This window comes from Pseudoalteromonas sp. P1-26 (assembly GCF_001401795.1).
GTDB lineage: Bacteria > Pseudomonadota > Gammaproteobacteria > Enterobacterales > Alteromonadaceae > Pseudoalteromonas.
The window spans coordinates 1-4,622 of the sequence record NZ_LKDX01000090.1 but is presented as its reverse complement, the minus strand read 5'-3'; the positions used below and the strand labels follow the sequence as shown (position 1 = coordinate 4,622).

Sequence of the window (4,622 nt, the reverse complement as noted above, 5' to 3'; positions counted from 1 at the left end):
GTTCGTAACCTAACAAGCTGTTTAAAATGGACGCCTTACTGCTTGGCTGGCGCTCATTCTTCGCTAATTTTAGCCAAGCGTAATCCGCCCATTAACAGGGCGTTATGTGAACAAAGAGGGTGTACCGTAAAATATGAACTTTCTTAAAGAGCAATGGGTTAGAGTATTTTATACTTTCATCTCCATTGTTTTCGTTTGGATCTCATTAAAATTTAAAAATAAAATTATTGATAATGTCGAGAGTTTTAATGAATTTTCGTATATAGGTGTTGTCGCAACGCTAGTGGCTTTAATGGTCGCTATTTTTGAAGTCATGCACAGCATTAATCTTTCTAAGGGCATTCGTGAAGAAGCAAAGAAACTTTTAAAGCAATCTCAAGAAATCAACGGTGCTTCATTTGTTAGTGAGTGTTTATCAGTTTTAGATGAAGCTAATGATCATATTTCTAGTGAAAGATATAATCTTTCACTTAAATGTTTTCAGCACTTTCGTAGAACATATCTTAGAATATCAGGTGATGAAGAGCTTATTGTTGAAATAAATAATAGAGTTGGTGCAGTTGAGCTTGGCTTACAACAAGCTACTCACACAACGGCTAAAGCACCATTGACAAAAAAGAAGAGATTAGAAATACAAGAGAGCATTTTGAATATCAAAAAGAATTTAGAAGACTTAAATCCAGTAAAAAGAGGTTCCCATGTTTCCACCTAAAATTAAAGACTTTGTTGTTAACCTTCGTGAAAAAACAGAAAAAGGTGAGTTTTCTTGGGTTTACGATGACGATAATGCAAGTGTAGATCTTCAAACAAATCTATTTACAGTTTCCCTTCGGTATTCATTTAATCAAATAGAGGAAGTTGGGGAATTTGTTCTTTTTTATTTTGATGCAAGAGAGCAGAAAGAGTATAGGTTCTATACTAACCAAACATGGAATGATTATGACTATGCCAGAAAACTTTATGATTCTGCTCAATCATCAGGTTTAAATTTACCATTTTAGAGGCTGTTCACATAACAAAGCCATCATGGAAGGACGCAAAAAGCTTGGCTGCGCTCCTTCGTCGCTAATTTTAGCCAAGCTTTTTCGCGCCCCATATGGCGGCGTTATGTGCTTATAAAGTTATGAGTATTAGTCAAGGTTGATGTGAACAAAATGGATCTAAATAAATTTAGAGAAGCTATTGATAGCGATGAAGGTCTAAAGTCAAAACGAAAGATATTAATTAGCTTATGCGTAATTTTAATCGGGTTAAACTTTTCTGGTGCAACTCTTCACGAAGCTAATACTTTTATATTTAAACTTAAATTCACCAACCATGAAAATATACTTTATCTTTTCGCAATTTCGATTCTCTTCCTAACACTAAGGTATTACGGATATGCTAAGTCATACCACGATCAACTATTTTCATTTTGGTCTAAACGAATGCTCAGCGATTATAGAGTTTTTTGTTACACCCCAAAAGAAGAAGATATTAGTGGATTATTAAGTAAGCGAATTGATATCTGGCCAGGAGATGAACCTGGAATTCAATCACCTAATTACAAAATCAATGGTATATTCCAACGAAACTTAACCTATGAAACAACAGGCTATGATGAAATCCATGGCGAATACTCTTACCAAAGTGATATTGAGTTAAATATTTACAAAGATAAGTGGGGGCGAAAAGATTATTTAAAATTATTATCTTATGAGGCAAGGTATCAATTAGAAGCTCTTTTCAAGTATAGAGAAACACTAGACTTATTATTTCCATACATAATTAGTTTTATTGCAATATTTAGCTTTTTTGTCAGAAGCATATTAGTAAGCAGCACATAACAAGTGCCTTAACCACAGGACGCAAAACAGCAGGCTTGCGCTCCTTCGTCGCTAATTTTAGCCTGCTATTTTCGCGCCGGTTAGGCAAGCGTTACTGATTAAATACTCTAAAACGTTTTTGACCAGTAACGAGTTATGCCCTTGTGACTCTGCCTATACCGAAAACTCACCTAGTCACTATAAAACCTCTCGCTTATCTCGCCACATAACTTGGTTCGATAGATAATCGATGATTGCAGTAGCTCGACATCTTCAGGCGATAGGAGAGGGCGGCGAGTTTTCTTATCGAACCGTGTTGTCATTTCTTCGAATAATTGTTCATGCAGACGTTTTATGTCATCAAAAATTTGCTGCGACTGGGAGAATAAAAACACTTTGTCGTAGTCGCCATTTTTAAGTGAGGCTAGGTACTTTAAAAGAATGGCTTGCCGTGCTGCTTTGTTCTTGAAGGAGTGTTCTACTTCTATGGCTGCAATTGAGCCATCTAATAAGCGAACTGCGCCATCGACTGTTCGGGTTTCTGTGCTTGTATTGGCGCGTTTGAATTCGGGTTCAGTGATAAAGCTTTGCCACATGGGGGCGTAGGTGCCATCACTGTGATAATTGTGAATGCCTCTTAGCATCACAAAGGCGTTAATAAGGTTATGCATAACGTTGTTATGGTTAAACTGTAAAGCGGGGTTGGTATTGGCTCTGAAGTACACATCAATATTCATTATTTCTTCAGCGTACTTTGCAGCACTGTAGGTTGGAACATAGACGCGCCCATCGGGGCTGCGATGTGTTTTAACGAGCTTTAAAAAGCCATCGTTGGTGAGTCTATTTAAATGCTCCAAGGCTAATCGGTGTGAGATGCCATAAAGCCAACTCACAAGGCCTGGTGTGATGATAGTAAATCGAATGGCAATGAGGATTGAGAGCTTCAGGCGATTACTAAACTTTTGATGATTGTTTGCACCTTCATAGTAGCGCATATCAATATCAAAATAGCGAGGGTAGGCGAGCTGAAGTTGGCTACTGGTATTGTTGTTTTGGATGCTTGTCATGTCTAAAGACCCAGGTTGTTAGTTTGAATCTTTAACTAACAACCCACCTTGCAAATTATCGCTTTTTAGCGATTGTTTGCCGGTTTTCCTACCGGGATGCTTTGTACGCATGCCCGGCAGAGTTGTCGCGATGATTATCGCAACAACAGGCAGCTTTCAGCTGATGTCTTCACAACGTTGTTGTTCAAACATATGGCTTAAAACGCCCGTCATCTCTGATGTTGCTCCGCAACGAGCTGACTCAACGAGCTACCGCTCTAGCGTATTAAGCCATAGCGCGAATGTACCGAGCTACGCTCTGTACTCACCGCCACAATGCCGCTTTATGAACAGGCGATGGGTGCCCCATTATCCGCCTTCATCATATCGCTTACTTTTCTATCGAAAAGGTGGTTCGCTTTTCAATTTGTACCAAATTTCAACCGAATTTCGCTAGGGCGAAACATCATCGCGGTGAGTACAGACCAGCTGTACATTCGCGCTGCTCCATGTTTCTTCGGCTTCGCCTACGGCACATTACGCGACTTATTGGTCTCATTCTGAGACGCTTTTTATTGCCTAATTTCGTTCCGAATTAGGCTGGATTTGATGTCTTTCAGACGAAAAAGTAAGTCTACTTCGTAACAAAACAAAGTAATATTGTCTGTGAATAGTGAGATAAATAGAAAAGAAGAAAGTGATAATCCAAACTGTTTGTTGCTGAGCTTCGCAGTCAAACGAGTTTGTTTTTTATCACAAAATCATTAACTTTTAAAGAGAACTCACCCACTCTAAGAGGTTACAAAATGACGACTACATCGATTAATCCTGCAACCGGTTTACCTATCAATGATGCTGATAATGGCAATTGTGTTGATATAGGTGGCAACGTATTTGGCACAGATAACAGTGACTTTTCTGATACAACAAGCTGTGATTCTTTCTCTGTATTTGATGATACTGATTGGGGGATTGATATTTCTTGCGGTGGAATAGATGAGTTTTAAACACTCATTTATCTATCGCAATCGTATAGAGATTGTTATCGCACTGATTCTATTCAGTGGTGTTGGATTTACGTTTTATCAGCTTAAGACCACAGAAAATCTCGTTTGGCTAATCGTAATGAGCCTGTTTTGCACCAAATTTGTAATGGGTGCAACGGGCTACTATCTCTATGCAGAAAAGCACACACCCAGCATGAAAAAGATGCTTGAGTATGTGTTACTAAGGTTTTACTAACCTCCTATGTTTGTCCACCAAAGCGCCTCTATGGCGCTTTTTCGGTTTATAAGAGAGTAAAATCGTAGTTATATCAGAATTTAAAAAAGCGCCCATAGGGCGCTTAGAATTAAAGGTATTTGTCTCGTAATTTTGATTCTATGAAACTTAAAATATCAGCACATATGTATGCAAAAATAATGTACTCATAGCCTTCGATTAAGTTAGCAGACGCCAGTCTAGAAGTTTCGGGGTAATCAAGAACCCACAAAAATATCGCAAGTGAAATAAACAAATAAATACTATTCACACCGACTTGAACTAACCCAAGTACTAGCTCTAAACAAAATGTCTTCACACAGATTCTCCTCATTTGTACTGTGCAAATACGTATGTTTGTTAGGTGATAATTTATGGTTATTGATGAAGGCTAACTTGTTATTGCCCCTAAACGTGTTTATGCGCATGACTCAAAAGAGCGAACTTCGGCCGTTCGAAATTACTGTTCTATTTCGTCAAAGCATATTGCTTGCATAGTCAGGAAAACGAC

At 38.4% G+C, this 4,622-nt stretch carries 6 protein-coding genes; 5 read left to right on the top strand and 1 reads right to left on the bottom strand.

Features of this window, described 5'->3' with window-relative positions:
* Nucleotides 1-133 precede the first annotated feature (133 nt).
* The 3 genes from AN394_RS20820 to AN394_RS20810 all read left to right on the top strand — a co-directional run bounded on the left by AN394_RS20820 (nucleotide 134) and on the right by AN394_RS20810 (nucleotide 1,826).
* Nucleotides 134-712: a hypothetical protein gene (locus AN394_RS20820; RefSeq protein ID WP_055022474.1), complete on the top strand. Its 579-nt coding sequence runs from the start codon at nucleotides 134-136 to the stop codon at nucleotides 710-712.
* The gene (locus AN394_RS20815) at nucleotides 699-1,001 is read left to right on the top strand and encodes a hypothetical protein (protein WP_055022473.1); all 303 of its coding nucleotides are present in this window, start codon (nucleotides 699-701) and stop codon (nucleotides 999-1,001) included. Before AN394_RS20820 ends, AN394_RS20815 begins: the two co-directional genes overlap by 14 nt.
* Before the next feature lie 153 nt (nucleotides 1,002-1,154).
* Nucleotides 1,155-1,826, top strand: coding sequence for a hypothetical protein (locus AN394_RS20810; protein ID WP_055022472.1), 672 nt, complete (start codon nucleotides 1,155-1,157; stop codon nucleotides 1,824-1,826).
* A 170-nt stretch (nucleotides 1,827-1,996) separates the two neighbouring features.
* Here the strand turns inward: AN394_RS20810 and AN394_RS20805 are convergent, their stop codons facing one another.
* A complete protein-coding gene (locus AN394_RS20805; RefSeq protein ID WP_055022471.1) occupies nucleotides 1,997-2,872 on the bottom strand; it encodes a hypothetical protein in 876 nt (291 codons plus the stop codon).
* A gap of 785 nt (nucleotides 2,873-3,657) precedes the next feature.
* On the opposite strand from AN394_RS20805, the gene AN394_RS20800 reads away from it, so the two are divergent.
* Both AN394_RS20800 and AN394_RS20795 read left to right on the top strand, forming a co-directional pair.
* Nucleotides 3,658-3,858, top strand: coding sequence for a hypothetical protein (locus tag AN394_RS20800; protein WP_055022470.1), 201 nt, complete (start codon nucleotides 3,658-3,660; stop codon nucleotides 3,856-3,858).
* Nucleotides 3,848-4,093, top strand: coding sequence for a hypothetical protein (locus AN394_RS20795; protein WP_055022469.1), 246 nt, complete (start codon nucleotides 3,848-3,850; stop codon nucleotides 4,091-4,093). The genes AN394_RS20800 and AN394_RS20795 overlap by 11 nt, the downstream gene beginning before the upstream one ends.
* Nucleotides 4,094-4,622 lie beyond the last annotated feature (529 nt).

What these genes read in the sequence shown, in the direction of transcription:
- AN394_RS20820 (WP_055022474.1), top strand. Translation starts at nt 134, where the DNA reads ATGAACTTTCTTAAAGAGCAATGGGTTAGAGTATTTTATACTTTCATC.
- AN394_RS20815 (WP_055022473.1), top strand. Translation starts at nt 699, where the DNA reads ATGTTTCCACCTAAAATTAAAGACTTTGTTGTTAACCTTCGTGAAAAA.
- AN394_RS20810 (WP_055022472.1), top strand. Translation starts at nt 1,155, where the DNA reads ATGGATCTAAATAAATTTAGAGAAGCTATTGATAGCGATGAAGGTCTA.
- AN394_RS20805 (WP_055022471.1), bottom strand. Translation starts at nt 2,872, where the DNA reads ATGACAAGCATCCAAAACAACAATACCAGTAGCCAACTTCAGCTCGCC.
- AN394_RS20800 (WP_055022470.1), top strand. Translation starts at nt 3,658, where the DNA reads ATGACGACTACATCGATTAATCCTGCAACCGGTTTACCTATCAATGAT.
- AN394_RS20795 (WP_055022469.1), top strand. Translation starts at nt 3,848, where the DNA reads ATGAGTTTTAAACACTCATTTATCTATCGCAATCGTATAGAGATTGTT.